This is a genomic window from Enterococcus alcedinis (assembly GCF_014635985.1).
Lineage (GTDB): Bacteria > Bacillota > Bacilli > Lactobacillales > Enterococcaceae > Enterococcus_I > Enterococcus_I alcedinis.
This window is the reverse complement of sequence record NZ_BMDT01000018.1, coordinates 1-20791: the sequence shown is the minus strand read 5'-3', so window position 1 is coordinate 20791 and position 20791 is coordinate 1. Positions and strand designations below refer to the sequence as shown.

Below are 20791 nucleotides of genomic sequence, written 5' to 3'. Positions count from 1 at the left end.
AAAAAACTCCTCTCATAGTAGACTAGAATTTTTGTTTTTTCTAGTGTCTACTATGAGGGGAGCATATCAATTTAATGACAGGCTTCAGGTTTTTTTCGTAACTAAGTGTATAGGTAAAGTGAAATTATTTTTCAATAATAATGGCACGTGTCGGACATTTTTGATATGCTAAAAGTACCTGACTTGTCTCTTGTTCTGAAATAAACTGTTGATGAGCACTCGAGTCTTGGGCGAAGAGGACAATTCCTTCGTCATCATAGTCAAATACCTGTGGTGCATAAACCGCACAAAGTCCGCATGCAATACAGCGTTCGGGAATAATTTTACATAATTGAGGCATCGTATCACCACTTTCTGGAGGTCCAAATGAATACATTTATTTTAGCCTTATTTCAGCGAAATCACAAGCTAAAGTCAACAACACTTTATCAACTATTAATTGGGCGACGCACGACATCAGTGTTGAGTTACGCCTACTTTCATGATTTACTTCCTTTTTTTGGAAGTTTTCCTAAATTAAAAGAACAAGAATTAATGAATAGCTTAAAGCAGCTTGAACAAGAGAAGAAAATTGAACGCATTTTAGGTCAATCAAATTATTGGGGCCTGATTGGGAAACCAACAGTTGACGTCCCTGATTTTATTGAAGCGATTGATTATTATCGCTATGGAAAAAAAGAAAAGGAAGTCTGGCGTCTAATTCAGTTCCTCGTCCAAGTATCATCCTATCTAGGCAAGAGCAATCAATATTTACCGATAGAAAACTCACCCTATTATTTAGCGAAAATGCGGCAATTTGTCAAACAACACAAAAATGAATTGCATCAACGAGTCTTTGACGAATTAACCGATTTATTCTCAGCGTTGACAGATGAAAATGCTAATTTTCTGGCTCAGAGTTTTATTGGATTTCAACAAAATGGGGCGACGTTATTTCAGTTATTATCAATTGATTTTCAAGAGTTTCCTTGGGATCAACTTTACGTGTCAGCGATGCGGCACCGTTTTTATTTAGAATTAGAAAAACATCCTGATTTTTTGTTGTATCAGTTTGTGCAACCGATTTTGCAAGCTAATTTTAATCAGAGTGCCCAACTATCACAAGATATGTTTTTAAAAGGCGATTCAGTGGCAACGATTTGTCAAAAACGAGGCATTCGACCAGGAACATTACATGATCACCTTCTAGAATGGGCGTTTGTGGATCCAAGCTTTCCTTTTGAACGCATATTAACAAATGAAACCTTGGCACAATTCGAATTGTTGCCACCAGATTCATGGAATTACCCATACAAAGAATTATTAGGGACATCGACGTTTTCATTTTTCGAACTCCGCTTGTACCAAATTAAACAGAAACGAGGAGAATCATGTTAGAACAAGCATTGCAGCATTACTTTGGCTATGATTCTTTTCGTGAGAGTCAAAAAGAAATTATCGAATCACTATTAGCTAAAAAGAACACCCTTGGAATTTTACCGACAGGAAATGGCAAGAGTTTGTGTTATCAATTAACGGGGTATCTAAAAGAGGGAATCGTGTTAATTGTTGCGCCGTTGATTTCATTAATGGAAGATCAAGTGAATTCGTTACAAACGTTTGGCGAAAAGCGAGCAGTTGCACTAAACTCAACCTTGCAAGATTTTGAGAAAGAATTCATTTTAAACCGTTTAGGCGATTTTAAATTTATTTTTTTAAGTCCAGAAATGTTAGCACAACGTCATGTCTTAAACGCGCTGAAAAAACAAAAAATCGCATTATTTGTAGTGGATGAAGCGCATTGCGTTTCTCAATGGGGAATTGATTTTCGACCAGAATATCGCAATTTAAGCGATGCTAAAGCACAGCTGAATCACCCTGTTACTTTGGCATTGACTGCGACGGCCAATGCACAAGTCGAGTCGGATATTCAACGATTCTTAATGGGACCAGAAACAATCGTTTTTCGTCAATCGGCCAATCGTTCGAATATCGCTTTATTAGTCGAAAAAACAACGGATAAGGAAGCCGCACTTCAAGCAACACTAAGTAAAATATCTGGAGCAACGATTATTTACTGTGCGACGCGCAAACAAGTCGAGCGACTGTATGATAGCCTAAAAACGACTTATCGCATTGGTTATTACCACGGAGGATTGGACTATCAACAACGTTCACTTTTGCAAAAACAATTTCATGATCAAGAATTGCAGTTTTTAATTGCTACCAATGCGTTTGGTATGGGAATTAATAAAAGAGATATTCGTTATGTTATTCATTATGACTTACCTGACAGTATGGAAAATTATATCCAAGAAATCGGTCGTGCAGGTCGTGATCAACAACAAAGTTACAGTCTATTACTGTATCAGCCGGGTGATGAACGTGTTCATCATTTCTTCCAGCAAACAACACAAGAGAGGCGTGAACAGTTTGAACAACTGTTACAAATAAAAACCGAGGTTGTCTTTGATGAGTTACAAGAAAAATGGTTAGAACAAGGAAAGCGTGAAGGAATGGCTCATTTTTTACGAGCCTTAAAAGAAAATGAGCAACAAAAACAATTAAAACTACAACAAATGTTACAATATATTGAAGCGGACGGTTGCCGTCGGACATTTTTATTAGCAACAATGGGGGAAGCCCCAACTACTGAAGAAATTTGTTGTGATTTTCATGGAATCACACTACCAGAAGAAGCGGTAGTATCTTTTGAGAGAAAAACGGAGAAAGCCGATTGGCGCTCGATTTTAGAAAGAATGTTTAAAGAATCTAAAAGCTTTTAAAATTGGAAGACACGAATCATTTTGCTATGGTATAATACGGCGATAAGAGAGTGGGAGGGTAAAGTAGTGAGCAGAAAAAAGAAGAACAAAAAGCATCAAAATGAAACAAATGAGCCATGGGAGCAACCCATCTATGATACAGAAGGTGAAGAGAGTTATTCACGGTCTGCTAAGCGTAGTGGCAAAAAATCCAATACAACTTTCTTAACGATTGTCTTAATTATGATTTTTTTAATCGTAGCGATTCCAATTGGAGCTGGAGTATGGGTCTTATTTGAAAAAAATAAACCAGAAACAGCACAAACGATTGAGTCAACGATAGAATCGAGTCAATTAACAAGTGAAAGTTCGACAAGTGAAACTGAGAGTGAGTCGAGTAGTACAGAATCGAGTACTTCTGTGAGTTCAGAAGTAAACGAATCAACACAATCGTCAGAACAACTAGTGGCACCACCTGTGGAACCAGAAACACCAGCAGTTCCTGAAACGCCAGAAACACCAACAACACCTGAAAATACTACAGGCGATTATATTGAAGTATTGGCTGGGGAAGGTCCAAATAACGTGGCCGCTCGTGCAGGAATCTCAGTGGATGAACTATACCGCTTAAATGGTATGACTGCAGATAATTATTTCTTAACACCTGGTCAACAACTTAGAATTCGATAAAAAACCGTCTCGGCGGTTTTTTTTCACGTAAATTAGACAAACGAGGAGTATATAAATGAAAAAAATCAATATCGCAATCGACGGACCTGCTTCTTCGGGAAAAAGTACCGTTGCAAAAATTTTAGCCAAAAATTATGGGTATATTTATACGGATACAGGAGCAATGTATCGCAGTGTGACGTACTTAGCTATTCAACATCAAGTTGCTTTTTCGGATGAATCAAGCTTAGTCGATTTGATTGAACGTTATCCGATTTCTTTTGAACAGACAACAGATGGACAAAAAGTTTTTGTTGACGGTCAAGAAGTGACGGAAGCTATCCGCCAAAATGACGTTACAAATGGCGTTTCAGAAGTCTCAGCTTGGTCAGGCGTCCGAGAAAAACTTGTTGATGTTCAAAAGAAGATTGCCCAAAATGGTGGTGTTGTCATGGATGGTCGCGATATTGGGACGGCTGTCTTACCGAATGCTGAAGTTAAGATATTTTTAGTTGCAAGTGTCATTGAACGGGCTGAACGCCGTTTTAAAGAGAACCAAGCGGCAGGAATTGAAACAGATTTTGAGACATTAAAGAAGGAAATTGAGCAAAGAGATCATTTAGATTCGACGAGAGAAGTGTCACCATTGAAACAAGCTGAGGATGCTATTTTAGTCGATACGACTGGTTTGTCGATTATAGAAGTTGTTCAACATATCGAAAAAATTGTGGCTGATAAACAAGTTTTGAGTAAATAAATCACTAAATGAGCTTGAAATGAGAGTTTTGTCAAAAGAATGACTTAATTTTAACGAAAATGCAAGAAATCGCTTTATTTTTCTTTAAGAATAGCATACACTTATTGTGTGAGATGTAAAAATTATAAGAAATCGTTGGTAGGAGGACACTTGTCATGACAGAATTTGAAAACAATCATGTAGAATCTGGAAATGAAACAATGGAAGATGTATTGAGTAATTTCCAAGAAGTAAATGTTGGGGATATTGTTAAAGGCGAAGTACTAGCAATTGAAGACAAACAAGCGGTTGTCGGAATTGTAGGCGCGGGCGTTGAAGGCGTTGTTCCAATGAAAGAATTGTCAACTTTACCGGTTGAGGATATTAACGAAGTGGTAAAAGTTGGAGATGTACTTGATCTAGTTGTTATCTCTGCTATTGGAAAAGATAAAGAAAATGGTAGTTATTTATTATCGAAACGTCGCCTGGATGCTAAAAAAGTTTGGGAAGAAATCGAACAAGATTTTAAATCCGGTAAAATTCTCGAAGCACCAGTTACGAATGTTGTAAAAGGTGGTCTAGTTGTAGACGTTGGCGTAAGAGGATTCGTACCAGCATCAATGGTAGAAGATCATTTCGTTGATGATTTTGAGAGCTACAAAGGAAAAACAATGACTTTCAAAATCATTGAAATCGAACCTTCTGAAAACCGTTTGATTTTATCACATAAAGCGGTGATTGAAGCCGAAAAAGAATCGAAACGCGAAGAGTTGTTAGCAACAATTAAAGAAGGCGATCAAATCGAAGGAACAGTTGCTCGTTTGACAGACTTTGGTGCATTTATTGACCTTGGTGGCGTCGATGGTCTAGTTCACGTCTCTGAAATTGCGCATACACATATTGCTAAAGCAAGTGATGCCTTAAAAGTTGGCGAAAAAGTTCAAGTAGCGGTTCTTTCTGTCGATCCAACAACAGAACGTGTGTCTTTATCGATTAAAGATACATTGCCTGGGCCTTGGACAGATATTGAAAATAAAGCGGCTGTAGGAACGATTTTAGAAGGAACAGTGAAGCGCCTAACAAGCTTCGGTGCATTTGTGGAAGTCTTCCCAGGAGTCGAAGGGTTGGTTCATATTTCACAAATTTCGCACAAACATATTGCAACACCGCATGAAGTATTGCAAGAAGGTCAAACTATCCAAGTGAAAGTCTTGGAAGTCAATCCAACTGAGCATCGCATTGCGTTAAGTATTAAAGCATTAGAAGTAAAAGAAGACGAACCAGAAGCTGTTTCAGAGGAATCTTATGTGATGCCCGAAGAAACAACAGGCTTTACAATGGGCGATATTTTAGGCGATGCATTGAGAGAGAGCCAAAAAGATTAAGAATAATGAAGAGTCTGTGAGAAATCACGGCTCTTTTTTTATGGAATACTTGCAACTTGCCTTATGATTAGGTAAACTAGACTAGTTGATAGTCAGGAGAAGGCGCTCTAGAAAGGTCTTCTGGTGAAAATAAAAAATAACGGAGGATTAATATGTCAAATCCAACTATTGCCATTGTCGGCCGTCCAAACGTAGGTAAATCGACTTTGTTTAACCGTATCGCTGGTGAACGTATTTCTATTGTAGAAGATACACCTGGTGTTACACGAGATCGAATTTATGCTACCGGTGAGTGGTTAGGTAGAGAGTTTAGTATTATTGATACAGGCGGTATCGAATTAAGCGATGAGCCATTTATGGAACAAATTAAGCACCAAGCAGAGATTGCGATTGAAGAAGCAGATGTCATTGTTTTTGTAGCAAGTGGAAAAGAAGGGGTCACAGACGCAGATGAGTTTGTTTCTCGTATTTTATACAAAAGCAATAAACCAGTTATTTTAGCAGTCAATAAAGTCGATAACCCTGAAATGCGTAACGATATTTTTGAGTTTTACTCATTGGGATTAGGTGAGCCATATCCAGTATCTGGGAGTCATGGACTTGGTTTAGGAGATGTCCTAGACGAAGCTGTTAAGCATTTTAGTACTGATATTGAACCTGAAGAAGAGGGAATCATTAAATTTAGTTTAATCGGTCGTCCCAACGTAGGTAAATCATCTTTAATCAATGCGATTTTGGGTGAGGAACGCGTAATCGTTTCAGATATTGAAGGAACAACGCGTGATGCAGTCGATACAGAATTTGTTGATGAAGAAGATCAAAAATATATAATGATTGATACTGCTGGAATGCGTAAGCGTGGGAAAGTCTATGAGAGTACTGAAAAATACAGCGTGATGCGCGCAATGCGAGCGATTGAACGCTCTGACGTTGTTTTATTCGTCATTAATGGCGAAGAGGGTATCCGTGAACAAGACAAGCGTATTGCAGGCTATGCGCATGAAGCAGGCCGTGGGATGATCATTGTTGTCAACAAATGGGATCTTGTTAAAAAAGATACGCACACAATGAAAGCTTTTGAAGAAAAAATTCGTGATGAATTCCAATATTTAGATTATGCACCAATTATTTTTGTTTCAGCTGAAACAAAACAACGCTTAAATCGTTTGCCTGAGCTGATTAAAGAAGTCAGTCGAAACCAAAGCATGCGTATTCCATCTGCGTTATTGAATGATGTGATTATGGATGCCGTAGCGATTAACCCAACACCAACAGATAAAGGACGTCGCTTGAAAATTTTCTATTCAACACAAGTTGCAATCAAGCCACCGACATTTGTTGTGTTTGTTAACGAAGAAGAACTCATGCACTTCTCGTATTCTCGTTTCCTAGAAAACCAAATTCGTAAAGCATTTACTTTCGAAGGAACACCGGTTCGAATCATTTCTCGCAGAAGAAAATAAAGATTTTACCATAGTTTCGAGTGTTTGACAAAGGAAATAAAAGAAACGAAAAAAAATGGTATAAAAATGCGAAAATCCTTGATATTACAAGGTTCATATGATAACGTTATATCATAATATTGATGGGTTAAGTCAATATTTGCCACGCAGTTGGACCACTCAATTGCGTGAAAAAGTAAGACATCAAAACAATTTTCAGGAGGTGAAACCATCCATGGCAAACAAAGCAGAATTAATCGAAAAAGTTGCAGCAGCAACAAGCTTAACAAAAAAAGATGCCACTGCAGCAGTAGATGCAGTATTTTCAACAATTCAAGAAGCTTTAGCTAACGGTGAAAAAGTTCAATTGATCGGTTTTGGTAACTTCGAAGTACGTACTCGCGCAGAACGTAAAGGACGTAACCCACAAACTGGCGAAGAGATTCAAATCCCTGCAAGCAAAGTACCTGCATTCAAACCAGGTAAAGCATTGAAGGACGCTGTTAAGGAATAAGATTTTTGAACCGTTGATACCATTAGGTTTCAGCGGTTTTTTAGTAGTATGTCACATGACTTGAGAGAGTGATGTGTGGATTGAAAATTAATTATGTTGTTCTATTTTTCTAAGTGAACGGAAAAGAGACCTTTCTATTTGATTGTAAGTAGAAAGGTCTTTTTGTGTGCGCCCGACATGGGTGCAATCTATAGGGTGAAAGTCCCGAACTGTGAAGGTAGAAGTAATAGTTAGCTTAACGCAAGGGTGTCCGTGGTGACACGGAATCTGAAGGAAGCGAGCGACAAATCTCCGGTCTGAGGGACACGAACTTCATATAAGGCTAAGTATCATTGGATGAGTTTGCGAATGTGCCTATCGAAAAACTGGAAGAAGCCTCGAACGACATATCGAAACTTAGTCCAATTAGGTTCGCCACCAAATAACGCTTGGGAATGGGCGAATAGCCGGAAAGGCTACTGGAGAGTAGCAAGGAGTCCAATATTACAAAGAAACCTCGACAACTCCTATTGGTGTCATCGAGGTCTCAAAAGTCTGAGAAATCGTTATAAATCTTTGCGTCATATATCTTAATTGAACCGCCGTGTACCGAACGGTATGCACGGTGGTGTGAGAGGTCGGGAGTTAATCGCTCCCTCCTACTCGATTGGTTAAAAATATTTGTCTAACTTAGATATTTTTAAGTATTTCAAATAAAGAGTGGTGTGTTGGTATCGCTGTGAAAAACCTCTGTTTATGAGAAGATGTAAGACTGTCTTAAGTCATAGTCTTTCGGATTAAAAATCAAATTTCAAGGTAAGAACTAAAGTATAGTTCTATAGTAATTTCTATTTCCTTGTCGGAGCACGCAAAAGTTGGCTGAAATAAGAGTGTTGTTTTAATGAATAATTCCATAATTGTAATAAACTCTTGCAAACAGCTTGACTAAAATCAAAAAACTAAGTAATATTATGTTTAATTAGAATAACATTATTAAGAACGATGTTTTTAAATTTGCGTTTTTAAAAGTTGGATATATAAAAGAGGAGGAAGAAAAAATGGAGCAATTCAATCAATACTCGGTATGGGGTGCTATGTACGCTTTCTTTGAAAAAATTGAGGAGGAATTTTATGAGTCTTCTTTAGCTGAGGAGCAAGGATTTCCTGAAGTTTTAATAACTCCGAGTTATTTAGAAGATTATCTGAACGACCCAGGAAAAACATTTTTTGTTTTATGGTATAAAATTCAAGAATATCTAAAAGAAGTAAAAAAATTAGATGTTAAAAAATATACTATGTTTGAAGAAGAAAAAGCTAAATTGATTCAATTGTTAATCCAAAGCGACTTTGAATTCATTGACTCAGACTTTTTTCAGAGTTATTCCTTTTTGATTGGTTACTTATCACACATAAAATAAATTGATGGCCTTAAAAATAACTAATTTTATTTGAAAATAGTAGAAATAAAAGTTATGATAAGAACATAAATGTGTTGATGATAAAAAAGGAGGATTTGAATGGATTACATCGCTCATATTCGAGAGTCCGATAAGGAAGAACAAACGCTTCGCCAACATTTACTAGAATCAAAAGAATTTTGCGAAAAAGAAGGAGAAAAATTAGGATTAAGAAAAGTTGCAGGATTGGCAGGTTTACTACACGACCTGGGCAAGGCGACTCCTGAATTTTTTAACTATCTAAATGATGCTGTATATCATCCAGAAAAAAAAGTTAAACGAGGAAGTGTTGATCACTCGACAGCGGGTGGAAGATTACTTTTTACAAGGTATTATAAAAACGAGAAAGAGCATTTTAAGAAGTTACTAGTTGAAGTGGTTGCAAATGCAATTATTTCACATCACGGCTACTTAACAGATTACCTAAATTTCGATTTGGAATCAGAATTTTTAAACAGAGTTCAAGAAAAAGAGTTACCATCATTTGCCGGATCAGTCGATTATTTCTTTGATAAGGTAATGGGGCAAGTTGAATTTGATCGTTACGTGGAAGAGGCTACGTTTGAATTAGCAAATTTTATGTTAAAAATAAATGGAAGCGATTTCTATGAAACAGAGAAGACAACAGCGATTACTTATTTAACAAAAGTTGTTTTTAGTATTTTAATTGATGCCGATCGAACCAATACTCGGTTATTTGAAGAGAACAGTCAAGAGGATTCTGAATTAGACGTTCAATCTCTTTTTCTAGATTATCAAAAAAATCTCGATGCAAAAATTGCTAGTTTTGGTGAAGTTGAAACAGCGTCACCAATTAATCAGCTTCGTGCAAAAATGTCGGATGAAACATTTGAATATGCAGAAAAAGAATCCGGAATTTATACGTTGTCTATTCCTACTGGTGGTGGGAAAACATTAGCGAGTTTTCGATATGCGTTAGCACATGCTTTGAAACATAAAAAGAAAAGAATTATCTATGTCGTACCATATGTCACGATAATCGAGCAAAATGCACAGGAAGTGCGGAATATTATTCAGGATGATGAGCATCTTTTAGAACATCATTCTAATGTTTTATTCTTTGATGAAGAGGAAAAAGATGAGGATACAGTCTATGAAGCAGGAGAAACGTTAAAAAAGAACCTACGACTTGCGAAAGATAACTGGGATTCACCAATAATATTCACCTCCATGGTACAGTTTTTAAATATATTTTATGCGTCAGGCACTCAAAACATTCGGCGTTTGCATAACCTATCTGATGCGGTGATTATATTTGATGAAGTTCAAAAAGTACCAACTCACTGTATTTCACTTTTCAATCACGCAGTAAATTATTTAAATCAAATGATGGGAGCCAGCATTATTTTATGTACAGCAACGCAGCCTGCTTTAGGGGAGTTAAAGTACCAGCTAAATATTAGTGAGAATTCTGAAATAATATCTGACTTAGAAACGGTCGAAAAAGCGTTTGAGCGTGTTGAGTTAATTGATAAAACCCAATTTAGTATGAATACTGAAATGTTGTCAGATTTTATTATACAAAATGAAGAAACCTTTAAGAGCCAACTAATTATTCTAAACACCAAAAAAACTGTCTTAGAATTATATCTTTTGTTAAAACAAAGAGTGAATAATGTTCACCTATATCATTTGAGTACCTTGATGTGTGCGGCTCATCGCAAAATAATTTTGGAAGAAATTCGAGGGAAATTGGAAAATAAAGAAAAAGTGATTTGTATTAGTACGCCGCTAATCGAGGCGGGAGTAGACATTAGTTTTGAATCCGTCATTCGTTCACTAGCCGGACTTGATTCGATTGCCCAAGCGGCTGGTCGGTGCAATAGACATGGAGAGTTGGCTAAAGGATATGTTTACTTGATTCATCATAATGAGGAAAAACTAGATAGATTATCAGAAATTAAAGAAGGCGGGAATATCACGAAACAATTACTAAATGATATTACTATTGTAAAAGAAGATACTGTAAATGATTTGCTAACAAAAAAATACATGAGCCGTTATTTTAAACAGTATTATGATTTTTTTAAAGCGCAACTGGACTATCCAATTGAAGAAACAAGTCTTTCACATGTTGACTTGTTAAGTAATCAGAGAGAAGCAGGAAGTTTATTTAATACTTATATTGGGAAACACAATAAACAAAATCCTTTAATTTCTAGTTCTAGTTTAAAAACTGCTGCTCAAAAATTTGAGGTGATTAAACATCAAACAAAATCAGTATTGGTTCCTTATGGAGAAGGTAAAGATATTGAAATTCAGTTGAATAGTGCAGAAAACATTCCCGATCTTTCTGAGATTATAAAAAAAGCACAGGCTTATTCAATCAATGTTTATAATTATGAGTTGGATAAATTAGAGTCTGAGGGAGCAATAACGGTTTTTAAAGAAGATATTATACTAATCCTAAAAGAAGCTTACTATGATACAGAGTATGGACTTCAAATGGAAGGGACGGCAGGATTTTCGATGTCGATGTTTTAAATGATAAAATTTTAGAAAGGAGAACATATGCGAAATAGTATCGAATTTAAAGTTCATGGTTCTTATGGTCTTTTTACAGATCCGATTAGTAAATTAGGGGGAGAGAAGTTAACTTATCAAGTACCTACGTACCAGGCGTTGAAGGGGATTTTAGAACAAATTTACTGGAAGCCTACAATCAAATATATCATTGATGAGGTCAAAGTATTAAATCCGATTCAAATGGAAGCAAAAGGCGTTCGTCCAATTAATGATAAAGGAGGAAATACCTTAGCGACGTATACGTATCTAAAGGATCCATCTTATGCGGTTCGAGCACATTTTGAGTTTAATGAGCATCGTCCAGATTTAGTTTATGATCGCAATGAACATAAACATCATAATATCTTAAAACGAGCGGTAAAAGCAGGTGGGAGGCGTGACGTATTTTTGGGAACTCGTGAGTGTCAGAGTTATGTAGAACCTTGTATTTTTGATGATGAAGTTAGTTTCTATGAGAATATGGGTGAGTTGCACTTTGGAACAATGGTTCATGGTTTATCTTATCCAGATGAAACGGGTCGTAATGTCTTAGAAGCAAGATTGTGGAATCCAATAATGAAGAATGGCGTGATTCAATTTATTCGCCCTGAGGAGTGTCAACTAGTCCGTAAGGTGAAACCATTAAAGCCAAAACAATTTAATAGTGAAAACATTGAATCAGTCGATGATTTACATGAAAGTTTATTTTTTGAGGAGGAGGGACAATGAGCTGGTTAAATGCACTTTATGAAACATATGAAGCCAATTTAGATTGTGTCGGAGAGCTAGAAACGGTCCGCGGAAATGAATTTACCCTAATGCCAATCTCTCATACGACGCAAACGGCTCAATTAGAAGTAACGATTACAGAATCAGGTGATTTCCATAGTGTACAAGTGCTAAATAAAATTAGTACTTTGATACCTGTCAGTGACTCATCGGCAAGTCGTTCGGGCAGTAAAATCGCACCGCACCCTTTGCATGATAAGTTGAACTATGTCGCAGGTGATTTAGTCAATTATGGGGGTGGAAAAAAAGCACAAGACCAATTTGATGCTTATATAAAACAGTTAAAGGAATGGGCTGAAGCGGATTCAGAGAATATCCCGCTACAAGCAATTTATCAGTATTTAAAAAAGAAAGAATTAGTAAAAGATTTAGTTGCACGACAAATACTAATGTTAGACGGCAAAGGAAATGTGAGTGAAAAGTGGAGTGAAAAGCAAAAAAAAGAAACAGGAATATCACCAGAAGTTTACTCGAAAGTTGCAGATAAAGTAAGTTCAGTATTTGTTCGATTTAATGTTCGAAATGTTGAAAAAGGAGAAAATTTTAATCCTTGGAATGAAGTTTCTTTCCAAAAAGCTTTCGTAGATTATTATAATCAATTTTTAGGAGAAGATGATCTGTGCTTCGTAACAGGCGAAAGACTTCCGTTCACAGAACGACATGCAAAAAAAATAAGAAATCCGGCAGATAATGCCAAATTAATTTCATCGAATAATGATTTTGGTTTTACTTTTAAGGGAAGGTTTAAAAACAGTAGCGATGCAGCGATTATTAGTTACGAAGCTTCTCAGAAAGCACACAACGCCTTAAAGTGGTTAATTCTTCGACAAGCAAAACCAATAAAAGGTAGAGTTTTACTCTTTTGGGGTAGTAAACAAATAGATGTTGTTTCACCCACAGATGACAGTTTTTCTATCATATTTGGAAAAAATGAAACAGCAGATGAAGTTAAGAAAAGTGATACGTACCAAGCATATGCCGGAATGATCCGTAAATCTTTCATGGGATTTAAACAAGATTTAGCTTTTGAAAATGAGATTAATATATTGATATTAGATGCTGCGACACCAGGGCGCATGAATGTTCAATATTATCGTAATATGAATAAAGAAATCTATTTGGAAAATTTACAAAAGTGGCATGAGACGTGTGTATGGCTACATAGTTATCATTCTGGGGAAGATGGGAAATACGTAAGATACTTTGGATCCCCATCTATTCATGATATCGCAATCGCAGCCTATGGAAGTAGAGCGAACGAGCGGTTAATTGGGGATACTTATGAACAATTATTACCTTGTATTTTGGATAATCGTAGAATACCGAAGCCATTGATTCGTTCACTCGTGCAGAGGGCTTCGAATCCCCAATCAATGGATAATAAATGGGAATGGCATAAAACAATTAGCGTTGCCTGTGCAGTTATTAATCGAGAGGAGAGTCAATATAATATGACATTAAATAAAGAAACAACGAACCGGAGTTACTTGTTTGGAAGGCTATTAGCACTTGCGAACGAGATGGAAAAATGGGCACTGCGAGACATGGGTGAGAAAAGTGATAAAAGAGAGACGAATGCTGAAAGATATATGGTTAGTTTTTCGAATAAACCCAAACGTACATGGGGAACAATTTATCATAACTTACAACCCTATCGTGCTCGATTAGGTAAGAAGTCAGAAAGGCTGAATCATTTGATAATAGAAGTAATGGACCAATTTGAACTTGATGATTTTAATGATAAGCCATTAGATCCAGTTTATTTGTTAGGTTATTCTAGTCAAATTATTGACAATCAAAAACAAATTCAAGAAATTATGAAAAAAAAGGAGAATGAATAATGACTGTATTAAATCATAAAATTGACTTCGTTTTACTAGCATCTGTGGAAAAGGCTAATCCAAATGGTGATCCGTTAAATGGTAACCGTCCAAGACAAAATTTTGATGGATTTGGTGAAATATCAGATGTTGCGATTAAACGTAAGATTAGAAATCGCCTAATTGATATGAAGAAAAAAGTTTTTGTCCAATCAAACGATAAAAATGTTGATGGCTTTAAGAGTCTAAAAGACCGCGCGGATGCCGTGGAAGAGTTGAAACAATTAGCAAAAGATAAAGATGAGAGCGGCTATGCTAAAGTAGCTGCACAAGAATGGATTGATGTTCGAAGTTTTGGGCAAGTTTTTGCTTTTAGTGGTCAAAGTTTATCCGTTGGAGTTCGTGGGCCTGTATCGATCCATACAGGAGTCAGTGTCAATCCGATTGATATTAATAGTATGCAAATTACAAAAAGTGTAAACTCTGTAACGGGTCCGAGCAAGGGATCTGATACGATGGGGACGAAACACCGTGTCGATTACGGTCTTTATGTAATCAAAGGGAGTATTAATACGCAATTAGCAGAAAATACTGGATTTACGATTGAAGATGCAGAAGATATCAAAGAAGCGCTTCGCACATTGTTTGAAAATGATGCCTCTTCAGCTCGTCCTGAAGGTAGTATGGCGGTAGAAAAATTGTATTGGTGGGAACATGAAACGAAAATGGGGCAATACCCATCTGTAAAAGTTCATCGTTCGGTATCGATTCATTCGTTAGTAGATAATCCACGTCAACTGTCAGATTATGAAATTGTATTGGAGGATTTGCCAGGTCTAAAAATTACTGAATTAATCGATGGTTAATCGCGAAGACGAATACCTCATGATTTCCGGTATTCAACATTACGAGTTTTGTCCACGACAATGGGCATTGATCCATATTGAACAACAGTGGGAAGAAAACGTCAAAACAATCCAAGGGAATGAATTACACAAAAAAGCAGACCAACCTTTCCTTAAAGAAAAACGAAAAGATTTAATTATTTCAAGGGCGATGCCAATTCATTCCCATGAGTTGAAGATTACTGGGATCTGTGATGTTGTTGAATTTGTTCTAGACGATCAAGGCATTCCATTAAGTCGGTATTCAGGGCGCTACCGAGTTCAACCTGTTGAATATAAACGCGGTTCACCTAAAAAACATGATGCCGATGTTCTTCAACTGGTTGCCCAAGCAATCTGTCTAGAAGAAATGTTAGTCTGTGAGGTTCATGAAGCTTATCTATACTATCATGAAATCAAGCGACGTGTGAAAGTTGAAATAACTCCTGAACGACGAGAAATGCTAAAAACTAAAATTTCGAGAATGCAGGAACTGTACCAAAGAAAACACACACCGCGAGTGAAAACCGGTAACTGGTGTAAAAATTGCTCTTTAAAAAACATTTGTTTACCTAAATTAATGAATACAGAAACTGCAAAGGGTTACATTGAAAAGAGGTTAACTGAATGAGAAAACTTTTGAATACACTTTTTGTAACGAATCCCAGTTACTATTTGGCGTTAGATGGTGACAATATTCTTTTACGTGATGGCGACAATGTTATTGGAAGAGTTCCTTCACATAACTTAGAATCAATCGTTACTTTTGGATACCAAGGTGCGAGTCCAGCCTTAATGGGTTATTGTTCTGAAAGAAATATTGCGATTACTTACTTGAATCAACATGGTCGATTTCGGGCACGTTTGACGGGAAGTAGCCGAGGGAATGTGACCTTAAGGAAAGAACAATATCGCATTTCAGATGATGAAAGTCGATCGGTAGAAGTAGCAAAAAACTTTATTTTAGGTAAAGTTTATAATAATCGGTGGATTATCGAACGAGCAACGAGGGATTATCCATTGCGTATCGATGTTGAGCGTTTTAAGAAAGTTTCTCATAGTTTAAAGGAATCGCTGTTAGACATTAGAAATTGCGATAATTTAGAGTCGCTAAGAGGGATAGAAGGACAAGCGGCTTATATGTATTACAGTGTATTCAACGATTTGATTTTACAGCAAAATGATGAATTTTATTTTTATGGTAGAAACAGACGTCCGCCAACCGATAAAGTGAATGCGTTACTTTCATTTTCGTATACCTTATTGGCTCATGATGTAGCAGCTGCACTGGAGACAGTTGGACTAGACTCATATGTGGGCTTTTTACATAGGGATCGACCAGGTAGAATTTCGATGGCTTTAGATTTAATGGAGGAATTTCGAGGGATTTATGCCGATCGCTTTGTTTTAACGCTTATCAATAAAAAGCAGATAACAGCAGAAGATTTTGAAGTAAAGGAAAATAAAGCGGTAATTTTAACCGACGAGGGACGAAAGAAATTTTTAACGTATTGGCAACAAAAAAAGCAAGAACAAATTACCCATCCGTTTTTAAAAGAAAAAATCTCCTGGGGTTTAGCACCATATAGTCAGGCGATGCTACTTGCTCGATTTATTCGTTCGGATGTTGATGAGTACCCTCCATTTTTGTGGAAGTAGGTGATGATCGATGTTAATATTAGTATCATATGATGTTGCTACTTCGACTGAGGGTGGAACAAAGAGATTACGAAAAGTAGCAAAAATTTGTCAAAATTATGGACAAAGAGTTCAGAATTCCGTTTTTGAGTGTATTGTAGATTCTACACAATATGAAGTAATGAAAAATGAATTAACCACCGTGATTAATAGTGAAGTTGATAGTTTAAGATTTTATCGTTTAGGGAAAAACTATAAAAGTAAAGTTAAGCATATTGGAGCAAAACCATCAATTGATATCGAAGGAACATTAATTTTTTAAGTGCGAATGTGAAGTGAACACAAAATCACTAGTACATTCGCACCAAAATAAACAGTTAAGTTAAAATTAAATGAGGGAATTAAGTATAAAATGATTGTTTTTTCAAAAAAATAATCATTTTAGGCGATTTTCATTGAAAAGAAGGGAGTTTTAAATAAAATTCCACTCTGAATCGCCGTCTCAACCTGTTTAGGTTGAGTGGATTGAAATCAGTTGCAGTAGGTGCTGGTGTCGGTGTGATGGCTGGTCTCAACCTGTTTAGGTTGAGTGGATTGAAATAGATAGCGCTAGCGACAGTGACGCTCAAAATAGCAGGTCTCAACCTGTTTAGGTTGAGTGGATTGAAATGCGTGTTTTAGGTATCATTGGCAAAGGATTAGAGAGCGTCTCAACCTGTTTAGGTTGAGTGGATTGAAATACTGAAGGAGACCGAGAAGATATCAGTATTATTAAGTCTCAACCTGTTTAGGTTGAGTGGATTGAAATCCACAGTCCATCAGTTTACCGCTAGCCAAGTTAAGTCTCAACCTGTTTAGGTTGAGTGGATTGAAATTTTTTATTTTGTCTCATCGAGGAACATTGTGTCTCAGTCTCAACCTGTTTAGGTTGAGTGGATTGAAATAAAGAGGGCGAAATCGTTCGAGTTTATACCGAAAGTCTCAACCTGTTTAGGTTGAGTGGATTGAAATCTGCAAAAGAAGCACCTCTTTTGCCAAGAAAATCAGTCTCAACCTGTTTAGGTTGAGTGGATTGAAATAATTTTTTGAATGTGACTCTAGGTCACATTTGTCTATGTCTCAACCTGTTTAGGTTGAGTGGATTGAAATTGCGTTTAATACGCTTGCTGAAGAAGATGATAGTTATGTCTCAACCTGTTTAGGTTGAGTGGATTGAAATTTTGACGGGTACGCATACGTTAGCAAAAGATGCTGGTCTCAACCTGTTTAGGTTGAGTGGATTGAAATTTCGGTAATTAGTTCATCATAAGTCTTAACAGCGTCTCAACCTGTTTAGGTTGAGTGGATTGAAATCTTCGATAGTTTTCCCGGTATACTCTACAACGTATGTCTCAACCTGTTTAGGTTGAGTGGATTGAAATTATTCGTAAAGTCGAAAGATCATCATTTACTGAAGGTCTCAACCTGTTTAGGTTGAGTGGATTGAAATGTACTTTGGACCATTTTTCGGCGGTATCAAAACAGTCTCAACCTGTTTAGGTTGAGTGGATTGAAATCGAAAAAGGTGACTCGCTACGTCTGGATGATAGCGTCTCAACCTGTTTAGGTTGAGTGGATTGAAATATTTTTCCTGAGGGATCATATATTACAGCGCTAGAAGTCTCAACCTGTTTAGGTTGAGTGGATTGAAATGGTTTAACTCTCTTTACAGGACGTCAAGGAGCCGGGTCTCAACCTGTTTAGGTTGAGTGGATTGAAATTTATAGATATAGTTTGTCTGGTGATGGCTTTAAGTTTGTCTCAACCTGTTTAGGTTGAGTGGATTGAAATCGTTAAGTTAATTACAGGAGATAAAGGCTTAGGTGGTCTCAACCTGTTTAGGTTGAGTGGATTGAAATAATCCGATAGCGCACAGCCAAGTAGATAATGTGCGTCTCAACCTGTTTAGGTTGAGTGGATTGAAATAAATTGATATTGTTTGTAGTCTGACACGTCCATACGTCTCAACCTGTTTAGGTTGAGTGGATTGAAATAGCTATAGGGGGTAACACGTTTGCGAATTAGTATGTCTCAACCTGTTTAGGTTGAGTGGATTGAAATCTTTCATCGGATGAGCTATCACTGGAAACTTTAGAGTCTCAACCTGTTTAGGTTGAGTGGATTGAAATCGGACACTGAGTTTAACGATGCCAATGATTTAATTGTCTCAACCTGTTTAGGTTGAGTGGATTGAAATTTACCGATCCGACAGGTAACACGCGCTACAAAGTGTCTCAACCTGTTTAGGTTGAGTGGATTGAAATCGTTACCTCCAATCTAAGACCGACGATGACCCCACCGTCTCAACCTGTTTAGGTTGAGTGGATTGAAATGGGACCGGTGAGTTTGCCGAAAACGGTCAAGGTCGCAGTCTCAACCTGTTTAGGTTGAGTGGATTGAAATTCAAAAATTATGCGTTACTTTGTGATTAGTTATTGTCTCAACCTGTTTAGGTTGAGTGGATTGAAATATGGTGTGCCTGCCCGTGATCGACGATGCCAATTTTAAGTCTCAACCTGTTTAGGTTGAGTGGATTGAAATCTTTTTAGTTACGTAAGTCTCAATATCATGACCCTCGTCTCAACCTGTTTAGGTTGAGTGGATTGAAATGGGATTTGATTTAAATAACTTAACTACTACTGGTTGTCTCAACCTGTTTAGGTTGAGTGGATTGAAATTCTCTCAAATAATATTTATCGAAAGCACCTGGACGTCTCAACCTGTTTAGGTTGAGTGGATTGAAATTGTGTAAGTTAGTCCTGCGCCTGAAGGATCGATAGGGTCTCAACCTGTTTAGGTTGAGTGGATTGAAATAATCATGTAATCACCACTTGTCACACCTTCTGTGAGTCTCAACCTGTTTAGGTTGAGTGGATTGAAATAGACGGGGACATCGAGTGCTGGGGGAGCAAGCGTGGTCTCAACCTGTTTAGGTTGAGTGGATTGAAATCCCATATCTACAATGCACCAGTTAAATTGCATTGCGTCTCAACCTGTTTAGGTTGAGTGGATTGAAATTCCTCCTTTAACACTGTGAACATGCTCTTGATAAGTCTCAACCTGTTTAGGTTGAGTGGATTGAAATACAACCGTGTCTTCCTTGTATATATGCCAAACGTTGTCTCAACCTGTTTAGGTTGAGTGGATTGAAATAATTTAATGGCATTGTCACACCGATTTTAGGGATGTCTCAACCTGTTTAGGTTGAGTGGATTGAAATAGCGAGAAAATGCCCTAGCTCATGCGCTAACTCAAGTCTCAACCTGTTTAGGTTGAGTGGATTGAAATTTAACGAGCTAAAGCTCTTAAATGAGCAATTAAAGTCTCAACCTGTTTAGGTTGAGTGGATTGAAATCCTCAAAGCTTTTGAAACGCGCGTAAACACCTGTGTCTCAACCTGTTTAGGTTGAGTGGATTGAAATAATATGCGTCATATGATAAAAGGAACGCCATTGGATGTCTCAACCTGTTTAGGTTGAGTGGATTGAAATTCACATCACAATAAACAACAATAAAATAATTACAACGTCTCAACCTGTTTAGGTTGAGTGGATTGAAATATCATATTCAGTTTCTAAACCTAAGTGTTTAACTTTAGGTTGAGTGGATTGAAATAGCGCTCGCTCCTGAAGCGAGAAAGAAAGCTCGACAGTCTCAACCTGTTTAGGTTGAGTGGATTGAAATCTTTAGGGATAGTTAGGGATAGTAGAGAGTAAGGTCTCAACCTGTTTAGGTTGAGTGGATTGAAATAATTAGTGGTTTGCTTGCTTCCAGTCCGTCTCGGTCTCAACCTGTTTAGGTTGAGTGGATTGAAATTTACAACAGACAAATGGTTTATCACACATATGAAGTTTCAACCTGTTTAGGTTGAGACTCAATTGAAATAACTTGGTTTAGTCATACGCTGGGGGAAATTCATCGTCTGTACACCAAAATTGAGATGAGAAAAAGGACATTATGAGATATGTTTTAGCGCCGTGTGGAACTTGAATGTCATCAAAACATATAGATCCAACTCCTACCGCCTCCATTGAGATCAATATTGATATGGAAAGGAATGAGAAGGGAAGAGACGTGCAGAGACGATTTTTTTATAACTCTTGAATTTACAATATAAGTGCAACACCAAAAGAGACTCATTGCTTCAAACCTAGTAAAATAGTGTTTAC

16 protein-coding genes and 1 CRISPR repeat array are annotated in these 20791 nt (G+C 37.0%); of the genes, 15 read left to right on the top strand and 1 reads right to left on the bottom strand.

What is annotated here, in order from left to right; translation table 11 throughout:
* Positions 1–124: 124 nt before the first annotated feature.
* On the bottom strand, positions 125–340 hold the full coding sequence (locus IEV09_RS12390) for a ferredoxin (RefSeq protein WP_188368614.1): 216 nt from the start codon (positions 338–340) through the stop codon (positions 125–127).
* Between the two features lie 26 nt (positions 341–366).
* Here IEV09_RS12390 and IEV09_RS12385 point away from each other — a divergent pair, with 26 nt between their 5' ends.
* The 15 genes from IEV09_RS12385 (at position 367) to cas2 (ending at position 16905) form a co-directional block, all read left to right on the top strand.
* Entirely contained in the window at positions 367–1377 is a 1011-nt protein-coding gene (locus tag IEV09_RS12385) for a helix-turn-helix domain-containing protein (protein ID WP_188368613.1), read from the top strand.
* Positions 1371–2765 carry a RecQ family ATP-dependent DNA helicase gene (locus IEV09_RS12380; protein ID WP_188368612.1) on the top strand — a complete coding sequence of 465 codons (1395 nt, stop codon included), beginning with the start codon at positions 1371–1373 and terminating at the stop codon, positions 2763–2765. The genes IEV09_RS12385 and IEV09_RS12380 overlap by 7 nt, the downstream gene beginning before the upstream one ends.
* A gap of 66 nt (positions 2766–2831) precedes the next feature.
* Entirely contained in the window at positions 2832–3434 is a 603-nt protein-coding gene (locus tag IEV09_RS12375; RefSeq protein WP_188368611.1) for an SAG1386/EF1546 family surface-associated protein, read from the top strand.
* Positions 3435–3489: 55 nt separating this feature from the next.
* Positions 3490–4170, top strand: coding sequence for a (d)CMP kinase (gene cmk / locus IEV09_RS12370; RefSeq protein WP_188368610.1), 681 nt, complete (start codon positions 3490–3492; stop codon positions 4168–4170).
* A 155-nt stretch (positions 4171–4325) separates the two neighbouring features.
* On the top strand, positions 4326–5534 hold the full coding sequence (rpsA, locus tag IEV09_RS12365; protein ID WP_188368609.1) for a 30S ribosomal protein S1: 1209 nt from the start codon (positions 4326–4328) through the stop codon (positions 5532–5534).
* A 152-nt stretch (positions 5535–5686) separates the two neighbouring features.
* Positions 5687–6997, top strand: a complete 1311-nt coding sequence (gene der, locus IEV09_RS12360) for a ribosome biogenesis GTPase Der (protein ID WP_188368608.1) — start codon at positions 5687–5689, stop codon at positions 6995–6997.
* Positions 6998–7211: 214 nt separating this feature from the next.
* Entirely contained in the window at positions 7212–7490 is a 279-nt protein-coding gene (hbs, locus tag IEV09_RS12355) for a non-specific DNA-binding protein Hbs (protein WP_188368607.1), read from the top strand.
* Positions 7491–8527: 1037 nt separating this feature from the next.
* Positions 8528–8887 (top strand): hypothetical protein, encoded by a 360-nt coding sequence (locus tag IEV09_RS12350; protein ID WP_188368606.1) that lies wholly within the window; start codon positions 8528–8530, stop codon positions 8885–8887.
* A gap of 99 nt (positions 8888–8986) precedes the next feature.
* Positions 8987–11431 carry a CRISPR-associated helicase Cas3' gene (gene cas3 / locus IEV09_RS12345; RefSeq protein ID WP_188368605.1) on the top strand — a complete coding sequence of 815 codons (2445 nt, stop codon included), beginning with the start codon at positions 8987–8989 and terminating at the stop codon, positions 11429–11431.
* Positions 11432–11458: 27 nt separating this feature from the next.
* Positions 11459–12181: a type I-C CRISPR-associated protein Cas5c gene (cas5c, locus tag IEV09_RS12340; RefSeq protein ID WP_188368604.1), complete on the top strand. Its 723-nt coding sequence runs from the start codon at positions 11459–11461 to the stop codon at positions 12179–12181.
* Complete coding sequence (gene cas8c, locus IEV09_RS12335) at positions 12178–14082, top strand: type I-C CRISPR-associated protein Cas8c/Csd1 (protein ID WP_188368603.1); 1905 nt, start codon at positions 12178–12180, stop codon at positions 14080–14082. Before cas5c ends, cas8c begins: the two co-directional genes overlap by 4 nt.
* Positions 14082–14927, top strand: coding sequence for a type I-C CRISPR-associated protein Cas7/Csd2 (gene cas7c, locus IEV09_RS12330; RefSeq protein WP_188368602.1), 846 nt, complete (start codon positions 14082–14084; stop codon positions 14925–14927). Before cas8c ends, cas7c begins: the two co-directional genes overlap by 1 nt.
* Positions 14920–15576, top strand: a complete 657-nt coding sequence (cas4, locus tag IEV09_RS12325) for a CRISPR-associated protein Cas4 (RefSeq protein WP_188368601.1) — start codon at positions 14920–14922, stop codon at positions 15574–15576. The genes cas7c and cas4 overlap by 8 nt, the downstream gene beginning before the upstream one ends.
* On the top strand, positions 15573–16604 hold the full coding sequence (gene cas1c, locus IEV09_RS12320) for a type I-C CRISPR-associated endonuclease Cas1c (RefSeq protein ID WP_188368600.1): 1032 nt from the start codon (positions 15573–15575) through the stop codon (positions 16602–16604). Before cas4 ends, cas1c begins: the two co-directional genes overlap by 4 nt.
* A 10-nt stretch (positions 16605–16614) precedes the next feature.
* Complete coding sequence (cas2, locus tag IEV09_RS12315; RefSeq protein WP_188368599.1) at positions 16615–16905, top strand: CRISPR-associated endonuclease Cas2; 291 nt, start codon at positions 16615–16617, stop codon at positions 16903–16905.
* A gap of 177 nt (positions 16906–17082) precedes the next feature.
* Positions 17083–20182: a CRISPR direct-repeat array (repeat unit 33 nt; unit sequence GTCTCAACCTGTTTAGGTTGAGTGGATTGAAAT).
* Between the last annotated feature and the right edge of the window lie 609 nt (positions 20183–20791).